This window comes from Mucilaginibacter sp. P1_D10, assembly GCF_056406215.1.
In genome coordinates this window covers 114,054-127,422 of sequence record NZ_JBFUAP010000013.1, presented here as the reverse complement: position 1 = coordinate 127,422, position 13,369 = coordinate 114,054, and the positions used below count along the sequence as shown (strand labels likewise).

The window sequence follows — 13,369 nt, the reverse complement described above, 5'->3', positions numbered from 1 at the left end:
ATGGCCGATTATAAACTCATACTCAAGCGTTTTGCCATACTGGCGGCAGTGATGTTCCTGTTAGATTGGGGCGTAGGCGCTGTGCTCAGGCATTTTTACTTTACAAAAAAAAACGGTGCCGATTACCGCACCAACAACGTTATCAACAAAACAAAGGCCGATGTGCTGATATTCGGCTCATCAAAAGCCGTTTACCATTACGATACCAAAATCATCGGCGATAGCCTGCATATGTCGGTTTATAACGCCGGCAGGGATTTGAGCTACATCTACTACCATTACGCCCTGTTGGAGGCGGTCCTCAAGCGCTACAGCCCCAAACTGGTGGTGCTGGATACCCGCGCCAACGAGTTCCAGCAATTTAAGTACAACGAAGACCGCGACCGCATCAACGTATTGCTGCCTTACTACGATAGCCACCCCGAACTGCGCGAAGTTTGCCTGCTGCGCGGCCCCTTCGAACGGTATAAGCTGCTATCAAAAATGTACCCCTACAACTCGCTCATCTTAAACGAACTGGTAGAGCTGCTGCCAATAGCCCGGTATAAAAAGGACGATTCTCAGGATGGCTACATAGCCAAATACGGGCAATTTAAAGGTGGCCTGCAACCCTATACCGTTAACGATGCCGTAGACAGTACCGCTGCTCTTTACTACAAAAAATTCGTGGAGCTGTGCAAAGCCAGGAACGTGCCGCTGGTGGTGGTGTATTCGCCCATCTATCAGGATATTAACAGCGCCGCTAACCGCAACGTGCAGTACGTAATGCAGGTTTGTAAGGATAATAACGTGCCCGTACTAAACTATCTGCGTGATACTACCTTTGCCAGTAAGCCCCAATACTTTTACGATGCCTTGCACTTAAACAGGGAGGGCTCGGTGGTGTATAGCAGCATTATTGGCGAGAAGCTGAAGCAGCTATCTACTCATAAATAAAGCTTATTATTGCAGCATGAAGGATTTTGCCAACCTGAAACGCAACCTTAAGAAAGATGCCTCGGCCCTGAAACCCATCAAAGTGGCCCTGCTGGGCGATACTGCTACCCAGTTCCTGTCGGTAGCTATCCGGGGTGCGGGGTACGAACATGGCTACGATTTACAGCTTTGGGAGGCCGACTTTAACCAGGTAGAACGCCAGGTATTCGACTCGGCATCCGAACTGCACGAGTATGTTGCCGAGGTAATCGTCATCTTTCAATCCTCGCATAAACTGCTGGGCAAATACAATAAATATAAAGGCAATCCTGCCACCTTCGCTGCGGAGGAACTCAACGGCATCAAAGCCATATACGATACTCTCGCCTCCGTAAATCCAAAGGCCAAGGTTATTTACTATAACTACGCCGAGATTGACGACAGCGTTTTCGGTAACTATGCCAATAAGGTGCCGGCTTCGTTCCTGTTCCAGTTGCGAAAATTGAATGTGCTGCTGATGGAATACGCCGCGGAGGTGCCCAACCTCCATATTTGCGATATTTCCGCAGTGCAGAACCAGGTGGGCAAGGCAGTGTTTTTCCAGCCATCGGTATATATCAACTCCGAGATGGTGCTGAGCATCGAAGTGCTGCCCGCCATCGCCTACAAAACGTTAGGCATCGTCAGCGCATTGCAAGGCAAGTTCAACAAATGCCTGATCCTCGATCTGGATAACACCACCTGGGGCGGCATCATCGGCGACGATGGCATCGAGAATATACAGATAGGCGCTTTGGGTATAGGCAAGGCCTTTTCCGAATTCCAGTACTGGGTAAAAAAACTCAAGAACCGGGGCATCATCATAGCCGTGTGCAGCAAGAATACCGAAAGCATCGCGATGGAGCCTTTCGAAAAACATCCGGATATGGTGTTGAAGCTGGATGACATCGCCGTTTTCGTGGCCAATTGGGAAAACAAGGTAGATAACATCCGCAAGATACAGGGCATCCTCAACATCGGTTTCGATTCGATGGTTTTCCTGGATGATAACCCTTTCGAGCGCAATATGGTACGCGAGGGCATCCCACAATTAACCGTGCCCGAACTGCCCGAGGACCCTGCCGAATACCTCGAATATCTGTACCCACTAAACCTGTTCGAAACCGTTTCTTTCACCAATGATGATGCCGAACGCACTAAACAATACCAGGTAGAGGCGCAGCGCGCTACGCTCTTCGAAAAATTCACCAACGAGGATGATTTTTTGCAGAACCTGGCAATGGTAAGCGTGGTAGAGCCTTTTACCAGGTTCAACACCCCAAGGGTGGCACAGCTTTCGCAGCGCAGCAACCAATTCAACCTGCGCACGGTACGCTATACCGAGGCCGATTTGGAGGCCCTGGCCGCATCGGCAGATTACCACACCTTTTCCTTTGCGCTGGAAGATAAATTCGGCAACAACGGCCTTATCTGCGTGCTGATACTGCAGGAGCAAAGCCCCGATGTGCTGTTCATTGATACCTGGCTGATGAGCTGCCGCGTGCTTAAACGCGGCATGGAAAATTTCACGCTGAACACCATCGTTAATTTTGCGCAGGAAAAAGGCTATAAATACCTCAAAGGCGAGTATATTGCCACTGCAAAAAACGGCATGGTGGCAGCGCATTACAGCAAGCTGGGCTTCGAGCCGGATGGCGCGTATTGGCTGCTCAACCTTGCAGAATATCAACCCCAAAAAGCATTCATCGATAAAAAATGACACCCGTGGAAAGACAACAGATTATAGCCCAGGTAACCGATATATTTAAAGACGTATTGGATAACGACGACATTACCCTAACCGATGCCACCACCGCAAAGGAAGTTGAAGATTGGGACTCGCTCAACCATATCCAGCTGGTAGTAGCCATAGAAAAGCACTTCAAGATACGCTTCACCGCCAAAGAGATACACAGCTGGCAAAACGTAGGGGAGTTGGTGGATAGCCTCCAAAGCAAGCTTTAACGGGCTTCTCCATTATCGCTTCACCACATCGTCATTGCGAGCGATAGCGTGGCAACCATCGGCATGCAGAGCCCCTTTGCAGGTCCGCCCTGCCTATGAGATTGCCACAGCTCGCCAGCACACTTGCCCTCTGCCAGAGCTTCGCAATGACATGGTTTATGAATAGCTTATCGCCATCAATACACCCCGTTATAAAAACTCTTTTTAAATTTCGCCTGCATTATGGCGTGCATGAACAGCTCTATGCCGATGTATATCAAGCCGAACATCCACCAATTAGCAAAGCCCCCTGATCCACCTGTAAACGACCTGTAAATAAAACCGGCGATAAAAAACAGCGGGATGGCACATACGAACCAATAGACAATCCGCTCCGTGTACAGCAGGGGCATGTTTTTTGGCAGGGCAAACTTCAGGTAGTTAATAAACAGCAGCTCCAACCAGTGCCCCACAAAAACAATGCTGAAAATCATCAGCCAAATCATTTCGAACTGGCTTAGTTTACTTTTTTGGCCCTGCGGGAATAGCCGTAAAAAATATATAAGAGCGGCAATTATGGTAGCGGTAATAAGCGTACGGATAAGGGTACGCACAACCGCTTCCGGAAATTTCTGGGGAGCTTCCATCAGTTTTGCTTAATTGAGATTTGTGTTAGGTAACTAATTTTACCACACCAAGTTAAGTAATACTAATGAAACAATAAAAGCAAATTGATTTTGATTTAAGTCGCCTGTTATAGCCAAACTATTTTTAAGATGCCCCCGCACCTGCCTAATAATGCGGCAGCTCCCTACCATCCAACGCTGCGCGGATAAGCTTCGCAGCATAAGCGTTATCCTGTTCAGCAGTTGTTTTGAATACCATCCCGCCCCGCCAATACTCGGGTGCTTCGGCATGGATGCCCGTTAGCAGCACAAAACCTTTTCCGTATTTTCCTTCTGCAACGGCAGGTGTACCATCGGGGTACTTTGCCACCACCGTGCCCCAGCCGGCAAGCTGCGGGCCATCTTCCCAGTATTGCTCCAGCGTTGCGCCGTCTGCGCTGCTGATAGGCACCGCTGCTTTACGTATGCCCTGGTTTTCGACAGCATAAAACCCGAATGTTGTGCCAGATGTAAGATTGAAGCCGTTATAATAGGCCGACTTCCCCGCCAGGAAAGCCCCTGCACATATGCCGTGGTAATTTAAGCCATGCTGCACCGCGTAGCGGATATTTGCGCCTGTAGCGGTATCCAGGCTTTTGCCCATGGTAATAAAATTGCCTCCCGGCATAATCAGCAAGCGGTATTTGGCCAGTTGTTGCCGGCTCAAGCGGTTCAGTTCCGCAGAATTTACTGTTGCGTAACCAATGGATTCTTGATCAAGGATAGTTTTGATGGCGGCAACATCGTTAACAGAAACGCCGTTGCCGTTGAATAACAGTATAGGGGTCGGGCTGGTATGCCTGCTGCAACCGGTATAAACCATTGCGATGAGGACAAAAATTGCGGCGGCAGATAGTACTTTTAGCCTGCTGTAAACCTTATGCAAAAACGAAAAGCTCATTTAACACGGATTTAGGATGGAATGTACGAAAAGGTTGCGGATTTCCAACGTCTTTCGGGGGGACAACCAATCTCCGATAATAGCTGCAGCTTTGCATGGTGGCTATCTTGCGTGCGGGCCACAAGTTGGAGACAATGCGGCAGCGAGGACTTAACAAAGATGCCTCTCTGTGGCAGGGGTAGCGAAATCATTTAGAACCGTCAACTAGGCCCCGCTCCCCACCAGCTACTCCCCATTAAGCTAACTTTACATATTCTGGACCGGAAAGAGCCGTAAATGTGCGATAATGATACGTAATTTGCTATAATAAATTATAGCTGGTACCTCTACCAACGCCTTCTTTCTCAATCATTTTCTTTTCAACTAAATCATTTAAGGCGCGTTTGGTAGAGGAAATATTCAAACCCAGTTTTGAGTTAATCTCTCCAGACCGAATACCCGGATGATTACCAATTAATAAAAGGATTGCACGTTCCCGTCTACTTAATTGTTGTTCTGCACCATGCGTTTGTAGTTTCTGCATAAGCGAAACATGCACTGTTTTAAGGCAGTTTAAAAAAAACAGCACCCATTCAGTTACATCTTCATTGGGGCGGTTCGCCTGACAGCTTCTGAGGACGCGATAATATTCATTTTTCTGATGCTCGATTTCATGCTCAAGGCTCACGTACTGAATCCAGTGATAATTATGTTTACGTAAGAGCAATGTCGCCAATAGACGGCTTAACCTACCATTGCCATCCTGAAAAGGATGAATGCTTACAAATTCATAACTGAATAACGCACACTTTACTAATGGGTGGATTTCCGCATCTGTATCATACCAAGATATCATGGCACGCATTGCATCTTCTGTTGCAAAACCGGGGCTTGTTGTTTTGAATATAATTTGAGATGTTCCATCCGGCATTTGAGCTTCTACCGAATTGCTTTGCTGTTTATAATCGCCTTTATGCCATTGGTCTTTAGTACTATAACGCATAAGCTGATTGTGTAAACCTTTTATTCCATTTTCACTGATTTGTATATCTTGATACGCCTCACCAATAATGTCCAGTACTTCAAAGTAACCTACAACCTCCTGCTTGTCTCGTTCTTCTAACTTCGATATGTCGAGATTCTTTAAAAGCACATCTACTTCTTCATTACTCAACTTCGAGCCTTCAATACGTGTCGATGCGCCAACACTTCTCACCGTCGCAATCGATTTTAACTCTTTTAAGCTTTGTCCCTCTCGTCGCTCTATAGATTGCCATTCGGCATCGAAACGGTCTATATCACTAATAAGTGCTATTAATTCCCAATCAAGACAAATTCTTAAAGTGTGTACATCAACGAAACTCATATACAAATATATAAAAAAGCGACAGGATGGGCCGTAAAGAGCCGCAAAGAACTATAAGTGATCCGTAAGCTTGCAGAATATAAATCCCCAGCCTACTCCACCACCAGCAACAATCCCTTACCCTTTGCCACCGGTATCTCTCCATCGACGGGGAATATATTGGCCTGCTGGAAGTTTTTGATGGGTTGCGCGGTTATTTTGGCCTTTGTGGGGTCGATGCCGAGGGCTTTCCAGTCGATGGTGAGTTTGATGCTGGTCTCGGTATCGGCCCAGCTGGCTATGGCTACGAGGGCTTTCTTGTCTTTTTTGTACACGGTTGCCAGTACTTTGGGGTTGTTGGTTTTTACGGGACTGTTAGGTACCCAGTAGCCTATCATCTTGCTGCCCTGCATGCCAAATTGGTCCCAGGCTTGCCAGATGGGGCGCGGGTCGGCGTTATCGCTCCAGGGCATGCGGTTGGTCATGCCGAATACCATGCCGCGCCATGGGTTGCCGCCGTCCTGCAGCATTTCGCCCATCAGGCCGAAGGGGATGCCCGATACCTCGGTGAGGAAGAAATCGGGGGAGTTCTTTTCGTAATCGAAGTACTCGCCAAACCACAGCCGGTTAAGGTAAGGGAAGTGCTCCATATACAGGTTGGCGCTGTTGTTAAAGCCGTCGCTTTTGTTGTATTGGTTGGCGCTGTGGAGGTCGATAATGCCGGGGTGCCCATCCTGCGTAAGCACACGTTTAATACGTTTCATGGTGATGCGGTCGAAAGCCACATCGTCCAGGTAAATCCCGTCGATACCCACGTTTTGCACCAGCCAGTTCATGCCCTCTACATAATAGTTGTGCCAGCGGCTCATGCCGCTGTTTACGATGGCGGCATCCTTAATTTCGGGTACGTACCAGGCGGCAATGTAATCATCGCCCAGGTGTTCCTGTAGCCAGGAGTAGCCGCCGCCTTTGCCCGGCGAGTAGATCTCGTGACCAAGGCTGCGCATCGGGAAGGTTTCGTAGGCGCTGTTGCTCAGCTCGCGTACGGTGTTGTAGATCTTCACCTTGAGGCCCAGCTTGTGTGCCGAATCGATATAACGCTTCATGGCATTGTGGGCGATGAAGGGGTAATTGATGGTAGGGTTGACGGGCGTAGCGTGGTGTATGTTCACCACGGTTGCGCCGGTAGCTTTGATGCTATCCAGGTTGTTGTACTTGTGGTAAAAACGCGTGCTCCACTGGAAATCGGTATTGATGGGGTGGAAGGGGGTGATGAGCAACGTGAAGTTGTAGTACAGCACATCGCCTTTCTTCATGGTACGCGGCCCGCTGTAATTGTCGGCCAGGATGTTTTTTCCTTTCCGTTTGATGTTGATGCCGCCCTTGCCCTCGTTACCCCAGCTGGTAGGTAACAAAAGCGGTTTTTGCAGGTAGAAGTTAGTGTTGAGGGGGCGCACGTAATGCTGATCGCGCAGGGAGTATTGCAGGCCCGCGTTCACTTCGCCAATCCAGGCGCCGTCCTGGTTCTTTTTGGCCACGTCCCATTTCCAGTTGAGCGTATCGGGGCGCAGGCCTCCTTTTTGGTTCAGGCCCATGAGGTATTTGGCTGCAGCGGTATCAAAGGGGATGTGGAGTTTGATATCGTCGAGGGAGATATCCTGTTTTGCGGTAAACCTCACGAAATAGTTCATGTAGCCGTCGAATTCGACGCTTCCGTTAACCTCCATGTCCAGCACATCTGAAGTATCGATTGCATCCCATTTTACCATACCAGGCTTATTATCGTAATCGAAAGAAAAGCCGTTCCGATATTTTTTCCTTGCTACTATATCGCCGGTTTTGGCGCTAAAGACATCCACATCGCCTGTATAGCCCTTAAAAATAACATCCTTATGCGTAGCTGCATTGATAATATGAAAATGGATGCCCTCGCCCAAAATATTCTTAGCTACATCGGTAGTACTGGTCATTTCCGGCGTGAAGAACGTTTGTATTTGTTTGGGAAACCCATTGTCGCCAAGTATCACTTTACGTCCCAGCAGGCTGATGGTTTTATCGTCAACTGTTAGGGGGATGTAGGGTTTTATCACATCATTTTGCTGCGCGAGGGTGGAGTTTAGCCATGTGAGGCGGGTTTGCAGCTCGGGGTGATTAACGCCGCCGTTGAGGGCGGTTTGCTTTTTTACGGTGATGCTTAGCATTACGGTAGTGGCAGGGGCGCCATCGGCTGTAACGGTAGCTTTGCCGCTGTAAACGCCGGCTGTTGTTGTAGCGGGTACATCAAGCAGGCACCACAGGGCCTGAATATCGCCTTTGGCAACATCAACGGTCTTATCGAGGTAGGTGCCATCATAGGCGGTTCCCTGGGTATTAAGGCAGCGCATACCCAATCCGTATATGGGGTGGCCTTTCGCATCTTTCAGGTCCGTAAAAGTAACCCGCACATTCTTCAAATCCTGAGTAGCGGCATATACCCCCAATTGGAAACTATAATTCTCGCCCCTTGCTGCCGAGCCGCTGAACGTGGGTGTCAGGCTTCTTTTAACCCAGCGTTGAGGCAGGTAATGCGTCATTTTGATGGGGTGCTGCCTGTCCTCGGTGAAAACAAGGTAGGGCTTGCGGCTTTTGTTTAAGGCTGCAACTTCTGCCTTGGTAGCAATTACCTCCATAGGGTAAAAGCTGTTCATTGCGTTTACAGCTTCGAGGTAGAGCAGCGTGGCAGGAGCAGCCTTAGCCGTTTTTGCCAGCCAGGCGGTCGATGCCGTATTTTGCTGCGGCAGGTAAACCGCTTTAGGGTAATTGCTGCGGGCAGTTACCTTGTAAGGCATGTAATAAACATAGTATTTGCCCGCACCGGAGGTAGGCTCGAACCAGATGGTGCCACTCTCCTGCGAGATAGCATCTGCCTTTACGTTGAGTATGCGTTTATTGGTTTTAGCATCTACCACGATGATTTGCTTGTTTGTAGGGGCATCGTGCCTGCGCCAGGGGATAAATACTTTGCTTGCGGGCGCGGCTACTGTCACGTTCACCACTGCGCGGTGATTGCCTAATGAATCGGGGTCCCAACTGTTGTTGCCGTTAACGTATTTTACGGTTTGTGCAGATGCGATGTTGCAGGCTATTAACAACATGCAGCAAAAGGCGAGGGCTTTTATCAGGCGATTCATATGGCGCGGGCTTTGGGTAGCGTTTACCTGCCCAAATTAACAAAAAAAGCCGCCCATTTCCGTGGCGGCTCTTCTTATCTTTTATCGAAGCTTAAAATCTGGAAAGATTATATCGCGCTTACTTGTTTGCCTGCTGCAGCAATAACTTTGTTTTGGTGAAGGTTCAATACTGCAAGGTCATTGGTGGCAACGTTCTGGGCTGCATCGCGGTTAAGGTAAAGCTCTTCGGTGCTGCCTTTGATATCGGCTTTAGCGTTGTTCTTAACTGCTACGGTAAGCTTAAATGCATTTACGGTAATTTGTGCCTGGGCATTGTTGTGTAAATCGATGCTGAAATCGATTTTAGACAGCGTGCCGAATGATACGATCTGCGCATTGTCGAACAACGATACCGAACGCAGGTCGGTAGCTTTTACCCATATTACCAGTTTCTCGTCGTTATAAGAAGAGATGCGCAATGCGCCGCCTTTGTTTTGGATAAGCGCGTTCTCAGCGTAGTACTTGTTGTAAACTTTTATCACATCGGCAGGGGCATCGCTCACAAATAGCTGCACGTTGCCGTGTACTTCAATGCTGCTGATGGTGCCAACATCTTCTAATATAGTAAAGGCATCGTCTTTTATGGTATTGGCGTAAACTGGTGCGGTGGTGCTTAAGGCAATAATTGAAATTGCGGTTAAGAATAGGTTTTTCATTTTCATCGTCATGTTATTTTATGGTTTTGCGTCGAATCGTATCACTCTCTTTTCGGATACGACTGAATTATCGGGCTCTTTTACCCTTTACTTGGGCTTGTGTTTCTATGCCTTTTAATTCGCTGCAAAGGTGAGGTTTATTTTGATGGGCAGGGTCATCTTAGTGTAATAAATACACTATTTAAAAATGTTGCAAAAAAGAGCCATTTTAATGATTTTTATACTTGTTTTGAGGTGTTTATGATCCCTTTAATTGCAGGTTTTGCATTTTTTGGCACGCGGGCGAAAGGACATTTGGCTGCTTGCTCAAAATTTGGCGGCGTAAAACGGGGATGGCGGTGAGATTTTTTGCGAAGAGTATAGGCGTTTACGTGCTGTTCGTCGGTAAATGTTGTTATGGACTTTTTCAACTGAAAAAAATGTTACGATAATTTTAGGGTTTGATGCCGATGATATATCTTTAAGGCTTAACAGAACTAACCCTTATTGCATGAAAAAACTTTACGCCCTCATCGTTTTCTTAGGCCTCTATGCGCACGCTGCACTGGCGCAGGATAGCACGGCTATTAAGATGGCTGCTTTCGAAAAACAATTTACCTACAAGCACGGCACCATCAAAGTTGGCGATGGCATTGCTACGGTAACCATCCCCAAAGGCTTCAAGTACCTCGATTCGGTACAGGCCGCTAAAGTACTTACCGATGTTTGGGGCAATCCCAAAACGCCGACCCTGGGCTTCATCATGCCCGAAGAAAACGGCATCCTCAGCGGCGGCTACGTCTTCAACATCCAGTACGATGCCATCGGTTACGTAAAAGACGATGATGCCAAAGACGTAGACTACGACGATATGCTCACCAAGCTGCAAACCGAAACCAAAGAAGAGAACCCCGAGCGCGAGAAAGCCGGCTTCCCGCCCATTACCATCATAGGCTGGGCCGCCAAACCTTACTACGATGGCGATAAGCATATACTGCATTGGGCCAAGGAGGTGAAATTCGGTACCGATAGCGTGAATACCCTCAACTACAACGTACGCGTGCTGGGCCGCAAAGGCGTGTTGATATTGAATGCTATTGCCACCATGAACGAGCTTGCAGCCGTAAAAACCGGCGTGCCGCAGGTGCTTACCATGGTTGAGTTTACCGATGGCAACAAATACACCAACTTCGACTCGAGCATAGACAATGTTGCCGCATGGACCATAGGTGGCCTGGTGGCCGGCAAGATACTGGCCAAAGTGGGCTTTTTTGCCCTCGCGCTTAAGTTTTGGAAGCTGATAGCCATTGGCTTTGTTGCAGCGGGCAGCGCCATCAAAAAATTCTTTACCGGCAGAAGCAGCAAAGAACCTATTACGCCTGCTGCCGAGGACGAAAAGGAGCCGATAGCTGCCTTTGATGAACTGGCCGAGGGAACCAAAGAGGAAGAAGCTAAAGCTGAGGAAGAGCCGCCGACTACAGGAACCGGCCCGGAAGGGACGGATAAACCGCATCAATCATAAGATGGCCTGGCCATATGCCCCGGGGCCTGCTCAAAAGCAGGCCCTTTTTTTTCGCCAGGTTGCAGCTTGTTTAACCGCGTGCATCGTAACGATTTGCTTACGCGATGCCAAACTTAAATAGGGTGCGGGCTGTTCTCAAAACTAAAGCCTATTTTTAGGCAATTAAACGCATCTCTCCATATTAAACACCGTACTATGTTATCAACATCCTGCAAGAAGATTATTTTTAGTCTCGGGCTTATATCAACCGTGATTACGGCCTGTGCCCAGCAAAACGATGGCGACCCGGTAGAAACCAAATCGCCCAACAGCGGCTACCAGTCGGCTTTTAAAGGGCAAACGCGTATAGCGGGCGTTAAAACCAGGGCTGCTGTATCGGCAACCGTTATCTCTACCGATTTGAAAAGTCCGTTTGGCCTGCGCGTACTGCCTGATGGGCGTTTCCTTATCACTGAGAAGGGCGGTACCATGCGCATACTGAAAGCTAACGGGCAGGCCGATAAAACTATAACAGGCTTACCTGCCGTCGTATTTCAGGGTCAGGGTGGTTTGCTGGATGTAAACCTCGACGCTGCCTTCGCCAGCAACCGCATGTTGTACTGGGATTATGCCGAAGCCGGCACCGATGGCTACGCGCTGGCCATTGCCAAAGGCAAATTATCGGCCGACGAAACCAAAATAGAGAACATACAAGTGATATACCGTGCCCGCCCGGCTTACAGCGGTACGCTGCAATACGGCTCGCGCATTTTGTTTGATAAGCAGGGCAATTTGTTCGTAAGCACCGGCGAGCGTTCGGGCGCAGATATCCGTATGAAAGCGCAGGACCTTGGCGCAAGCATAGGCAAGGTGATACACATTACCAAAGAAGGCAAGCCCGTAGCGGGCGGTCCGTTCGCGGGCAAGGCAGGTGCGCTGCCCGAGATTTTTGCTTACGGTTTCCGCAACCCCGAGGGGATGGACTGGAACCCTGTGACCGGCGAACTTTGGGAAGCTGAATTCGGCCCGCGCGGTGGCGACGAGATCAATATCATCCGTGCAGGCAAAAACTATGGCTGGCCTGTAATTACCTATGGCATTGAGTACGGCGGCAGCAAAGTTGGCGAGGGCATACAGCAAAAAGAGGGCATGACACAGCCGGTTTACTATTGGGACCCCAGTATATCGCCGGCAGGCATTACCTTTTATACCGGCAGCGCAATCCCTGAGTGGAAGAACAACCTGTTCGTAGGCGGCCTGGGCGGCTCGCATATAGCCAGGGTGGTTATCGTAAACGATAAAGTGGTGGGCGAAGAACGTTTGTTTAAAGATAAAGGCGAACGCTGGCGCGCCCTGGTTACCGGTAAAGACGGCAACCTGTACGGTGTAACTGACAGCGGCAAGCTGTACCGGATAGGGAAGTAGGGATTAGTTCATAGTTGATGGTTTATAGTTCATTGCAGAAGCTACTATAAACCATCAACGATTACCTATGAACCATTATCTATGAACTATCAACCATGAACTATATGAAATACTTATCGATATTACTGCTGCTTTCTACCAGCTTCGCTTTCGGGCAAAACCATAAAGCCGAGATTGCGGCTTATCGCCAAAAGTATATGGCCGATTTTTTGGAGGATAAAAGCTCGCCCCTAAAAAAGGAGGACCTGCAATACCTGCGTTTTTATGATGCAGATAGCACTTATAAAGTAGTAGCTAAGGCGCAACTGGTGGCCAACCCGGCCACGTTCGTGATACCCGCTTTTGCCGGCGCAGGCAGCGAATACGTAAAGTATGCAGTATTGAATATGACGGTGCACGGCAAACCTGTTACGCTTTCGGTTTACCGCAGCCCGGCTCTGGCTAAAATTCCTGCCTACGCCGATTACCTGTTCCTGCCCTTTACCGATGGCACCAACGGCCACGACACCTATGGCGGCGGCCGATACATCGACCTGCGCGAGGGCGATTTTAAAAACGGCACGGTTGTCATCGATTTTAATAAGGCATACAACCCTTACTGTGCCTTTGCCGGCGGCTACTCATGCCCCAAACCGCCCGACGAAAATCAGTTGCAGGTAGCCATTGCCGCAGGCGAAAAGAAGTACGCTAAAGAGGTTGGGCATTGAGTTGAAGTGTAGTTTTAAAGAAAAGCTTAATCGTTTTAGCAAAAAGTTTTGCAATCACTCAGGTTTTTGTAATTTCAGCATTTAAATAGCCGGGCAATGCCTCC

General features: G+C 48.7%; 11 protein-coding genes. 6 read left to right on the top strand and 5 right to left on the bottom strand.

The window, feature by feature from the left end:
• From AC1DYT_RS20270 to AC1DYT_RS20260, 3 genes are read left to right on the top strand one after another with little or no spacing between them, the layout of a single operon-like run.
• On the top strand, positions 1–936 hold the full coding sequence (locus tag AC1DYT_RS20270) for an SGNH/GDSL hydrolase family protein (protein ID WP_477471343.1): 936 nt from the start codon (positions 1–3) through the stop codon (positions 934–936).
• Positions 937–952: 16 nt separating this feature from the next.
• Entirely contained in the window at positions 953–2,674 is a 1,722-nt protein-coding gene (locus AC1DYT_RS20265) for an HAD-IIIC family phosphatase (RefSeq protein ID WP_477471342.1), read from the top strand.
• Positions 2,675–2,679: 5 nt separating this feature from the next.
• The gene (locus tag AC1DYT_RS20260; RefSeq protein ID WP_477471341.1) at positions 2,680–2,919 is read left to right on the top strand and encodes an acyl carrier protein; all 240 of its coding nucleotides are present in this window, start codon (positions 2,680–2,682) and stop codon (positions 2,917–2,919) included.
• A 176-nt stretch (positions 2,920–3,095) separates the two neighbouring features.
• Here AC1DYT_RS20260 and AC1DYT_RS20255 read toward each other — a convergent pair whose 3' ends face one another.
• The 5 genes from AC1DYT_RS20255 to AC1DYT_RS20235 form a co-directional block, all read right to left on the bottom strand.
• Positions 3,096–3,545 (bottom strand): hypothetical protein, encoded by a 450-nt coding sequence (locus AC1DYT_RS20255; protein WP_477471340.1) that lies wholly within the window; start codon positions 3,543–3,545, stop codon positions 3,096–3,098.
• 145 nt (positions 3,546–3,690) lie between these two features.
• The gene (locus tag AC1DYT_RS20250; RefSeq protein ID WP_477471339.1) at positions 3,691–4,464 is read right to left on the bottom strand and encodes a BPL-N domain-containing protein; all 774 of its coding nucleotides are present in this window, start codon (positions 4,462–4,464) and stop codon (positions 3,691–3,693) included.
• A gap of 301 nt (positions 4,465–4,765) precedes the next feature.
• Positions 4,766–5,809 (bottom strand): Fic family protein, encoded by a 1,044-nt coding sequence (locus AC1DYT_RS20245; protein ID WP_477471338.1) that lies wholly within the window; start codon positions 5,807–5,809, stop codon positions 4,766–4,768.
• Between the two features lie 92 nt (positions 5,810–5,901).
• Complete coding sequence (locus AC1DYT_RS20240; protein ID WP_477471337.1) at positions 5,902–8,958, bottom strand: glycoside hydrolase domain-containing protein; 3,057 nt, start codon at positions 8,956–8,958, stop codon at positions 5,902–5,904.
• A 107-nt stretch (positions 8,959–9,065) separates the two neighbouring features.
• The gene (locus AC1DYT_RS20235) at positions 9,066–9,659 is read right to left on the bottom strand and encodes a GIN domain-containing protein (protein ID WP_477471336.1); all 594 of its coding nucleotides are present in this window, start codon (positions 9,657–9,659) and stop codon (positions 9,066–9,068) included.
• 484 nt (positions 9,660–10,143) lie between these two features.
• Between AC1DYT_RS20235 and AC1DYT_RS20230 the strand changes: the two genes are divergently transcribed.
• From AC1DYT_RS20230 to AC1DYT_RS20220, 3 genes are all read left to right on the top strand, one after another.
• Positions 10,144–11,154 (top strand): DUF2167 domain-containing protein, encoded by a 1,011-nt coding sequence (locus AC1DYT_RS20230; protein WP_477471335.1) that lies wholly within the window; start codon positions 10,144–10,146, stop codon positions 11,152–11,154.
• A gap of 195 nt (positions 11,155–11,349) precedes the next feature.
• The gene (locus AC1DYT_RS20225) at positions 11,350–12,558 is read left to right on the top strand and encodes a PQQ-dependent sugar dehydrogenase (RefSeq protein ID WP_477471334.1); all 1,209 of its coding nucleotides are present in this window, start codon (positions 11,350–11,352) and stop codon (positions 12,556–12,558) included.
• A 104-nt stretch (positions 12,559–12,662) separates the two neighbouring features.
• Positions 12,663–13,265, top strand: coding sequence for a DUF1684 domain-containing protein (locus AC1DYT_RS20220; protein ID WP_477471333.1), 603 nt, complete (start codon positions 12,663–12,665; stop codon positions 13,263–13,265).
• The last annotated feature ends 104 nt before the right edge of the window (positions 13,266–13,369 follow it).

Excerpts from the sequence above, each read along its gene's own strand:
- AC1DYT_RS20240 (WP_477471337.1), bottom strand. The coding sequence starts at position 8,958 with ATGAATCGCCTGATAAAAGCCCTCGCCTTTTGCTGCATGTTGTTAATA.
- AC1DYT_RS20255 (WP_477471340.1), bottom strand. The coding sequence starts at position 3,545 with ATGGAAGCTCCCCAGAAATTTCCGGAAGCGGTTGTGCGTACCCTTATC.
- AC1DYT_RS20250 (WP_477471339.1), bottom strand. The coding sequence starts at position 4,464 with ATGAGCTTTTCGTTTTTGCATAAGGTTTACAGCAGGCTAAAAGTACTA.
- AC1DYT_RS20230 (WP_477471335.1), top strand. The coding sequence starts at position 10,144 with ATGAAAAAACTTTACGCCCTCATCGTTTTCTTAGGCCTCTATGCGCAC.
- AC1DYT_RS20265 (WP_477471342.1), top strand. The coding sequence starts at position 953 with ATGAAGGATTTTGCCAACCTGAAACGCAACCTTAAGAAAGATGCCTCG.
- AC1DYT_RS20235 (WP_477471336.1), bottom strand. The coding sequence starts at position 9,659 with ATGAAAATGAAAAACCTATTCTTAACCGCAATTTCAATTATTGCCTTA.
- AC1DYT_RS20220 (WP_477471333.1), top strand. The coding sequence starts at position 12,663 with ATGAAATACTTATCGATATTACTGCTGCTTTCTACCAGCTTCGCTTTC.
- AC1DYT_RS20245 (WP_477471338.1), bottom strand. The coding sequence starts at position 5,809 with ATGAGTTTCGTTGATGTACACACTTTAAGAATTTGTCTTGATTGGGAA.
- AC1DYT_RS20225 (WP_477471334.1), top strand. The coding sequence starts at position 11,350 with ATGTTATCAACATCCTGCAAGAAGATTATTTTTAGTCTCGGGCTTATA.
- AC1DYT_RS20270 (WP_477471343.1), top strand. The coding sequence starts at position 1 with ATGGCCGATTATAAACTCATACTCAAGCGTTTTGCCATACTGGCGGCA.